The organism is Natrinema soli, assembly GCF_028618695.1.
This window is the reverse complement of record NZ_JAQIVI010000328.1, coordinates 1-2,075: the sequence shown is the minus strand read 5'-3', so window position 1 is coordinate 2,075 and position 2,075 is coordinate 1. Positions and strand designations below refer to the sequence as shown.

The window sequence follows — 2,075 nt, the reverse complement described above, 5'->3', positions numbered from 1 at the left end:
CGAAGCCGTCGCCGACGGCCTCGAGCAGTTCGCGCATACTCGTCCTCCGCGACCGACGTACTCGAATCCGTCGGCCCGGTTTCGAGACGGACCGGGACCGGCGGTCCCCAGTCGCTGAACGTGCGCACGAGCCCCAGAGGGCCGCGCGCGAGCCGGATCCACTGGTTCGATAGCGTCGAAAATCGGGTCCGCCATTCATCAAACATATACTTTCCGGTGGTTCGGGTCGTCGAAACGGGCGAATCAACCGCTGCAACCCCCGTATTTCCGTCGCTAAGCAGAATCCTTATATGGGGTAACGCGAAACGAATACATCGTATGGCAGACCTTATCGTCAAAGCCGCCGTTAAGGAAGCGCTCGATGACAAAAACGTCGCCTCGGATTTCTACGACGCACTCGACGACGAAGTCTCGGAACTGCTCGACGACGCCGCCCGCCGCGCAGAGGCTAACGACCGGAAGACGGTCCAGCCCCGCGACCTGTAAGGCACGCTATCTGAGCGATTTTTTACGGACGCACGTCGACGACAGTACCAATTGAACCGGTACACGATACTCGCACGACAGCTGTGCGACCGGGCGTGCACTGACTGTCAGCGGGTACTATAACGACGCCAGGCGCGAGCCACTGGATCGATCGTCGAGCACGGGCCCGTTCGGCGACTAGGCCCCACTTGCCGGCTCGAGTTTTTTGCCCCTCGCCGTGGTACGAACGGGACATGTTACGGAGACTTCTGATCGCATTCGGACTCGTCGAAATCGTCGTGCCGGAGCCAATCATCGAAATCTGCGAGCGGATCGGCCTGCGAAACCCCGCTGCGACCCAGCGGCGACCACTGGCGCTGACGGGCGCTCGACTCGAGGGATTGGTCTTCGTCTGGCTGCTCGTCCGCGGGCGCGAGGGATCCACGCTGGTCACCGCGGGACTCGGACTCGCCGGGCTGGCGCTCGTACTCGTCCCGCGGCCGATCATCACGCTCAGCCAGCACTTCGTCTACGCCAACACCGACGACCTCGAGGTGCGGCCCTGGGTGGAGCCCGCGGCGCGCCTGCTGGGCGTGCTCTACCTGACCGTCACGCTGCTCTCCCGGAGCACCGACAAAGAGACGACGACCGACCAGACGCGCGACGAATCGGACCGGGTGACATCCCGGCCCCGGCTTCGTCTCCGCTCGAGTTGACCAGCGAGATACCGACAGACGAACCACACCACCGACAAACGAACCGCACCGTCGACGAACGGACCATCTCACCGACACATGCGAGTCACGAAACGAACACTGGCGATCGGGTTCGGCCTGCTCGAGGTGATCGCCCCCGACCGGGTCATCGAATTCGGCGAACGGCTCGCGTTCGAAAGCCCCGATCGGGGCCGGTTACGACCGTGGACGATCCCGATCGCTCGGCTCGAGGGACTGGCGTTCGTCTGGCTACTCTCTCGTGACGAGGGGGTACCAGCGGGTATCGAGACGGGAATCGTCATCGGCGGCTGTCTCATGGCGTTGCTCCCGCGAACGGTCGTCGGATGGGGGCTCGAAGCGGCCTACGAGAATCCCGGCGATCTCGAGCTAAAGGGATGGGTGATACCCGCGACTCGCCTGCTCGGGGTTGCCTATCTGATCGCCGGGCTGTTCTCGCGGCCGGTCGACGCGCCACGCGACGCGGCAGTCGACCGCCGGGAGACGACGGGGCGAGACGGGGAGCAGTAGTCTCCGCGTCAGTAGCGCCGCACCTCGCACCCCTCGTCGGTCCCGACGTAGGTCGCGTCGGCCAGCCCGACGAACAGGCCGTGTTCCACGACGCCCGGAATTCCCGAGAGCCGCGTCGCCAGCGCGTCGGGGTCGTCGATCGGGCCGAACGCGCAGTCGAGCACCAAGTTCCCGTTGTCGGTCACGACCGGGCCGTCCTTTCGTTCGGCGTCTCGGAGCGTCGGCTCGCCGTCCAGTTCCCGAATCCGCTCGGCGACGACCGTGTGGGCGTCGGGACGGACTTCGACCGGCACCGGCCGCTCGAGCCGATCGGTCAGCTTGGACGGATCGGCGACGACGAGGAACCGGTCCGCGGCCGCATCGACG

General features: G+C 65.4%; 5 protein-coding genes. 3 read left to right on the top strand and 2 right to left on the bottom strand.

The window, feature by feature from the left end; genetic code table 11:
• The coding region (locus tag PGX04_RS19540; protein WP_273740042.1) for a hypothetical protein at nucleotides 1–206 on the bottom strand (206 nt) is incomplete at its 3' end.
• Nucleotides 207–318: 112 nt separating this feature from the next.
• On the opposite strand from PGX04_RS19540, the gene PGX04_RS19535 reads away from it, so the two are divergent.
• The 3 genes from PGX04_RS19535 to PGX04_RS19525 all read left to right on the top strand — a co-directional run bounded on the left by PGX04_RS19535 (nucleotide 319) and on the right by PGX04_RS19525 (nucleotide 1,709).
• Complete coding sequence (locus PGX04_RS19535; RefSeq protein ID WP_207586259.1) at nucleotides 319–486, top strand: DUF1931 family protein; 168 nt, start codon at nucleotides 319–321, stop codon at nucleotides 484–486.
• Between the two features lie 233 nt (nucleotides 487–719).
• Nucleotides 720–1,181 carry a hypothetical protein gene (locus PGX04_RS19530; protein ID WP_273740041.1) on the top strand — a complete coding sequence of 154 codons (462 nt, stop codon included), beginning with the start codon at nucleotides 720–722 and terminating at the stop codon, nucleotides 1,179–1,181.
• 78 nt (nucleotides 1,182–1,259) lie between these two features.
• Complete coding sequence (locus tag PGX04_RS19525; protein WP_273740040.1) at nucleotides 1,260–1,709, top strand: hypothetical protein; 450 nt, start codon at nucleotides 1,260–1,262, stop codon at nucleotides 1,707–1,709.
• 8 nt (nucleotides 1,710–1,717) lie between these two features.
• Here PGX04_RS19525 and PGX04_RS19520 read toward each other — a convergent pair.
• A partial coding sequence (locus tag PGX04_RS19520; RefSeq protein ID WP_273740039.1) for a ribose-5-phosphate isomerase A occupies nucleotides 1,718–2,075 on the bottom strand: 358 nt, incomplete at its 5' end.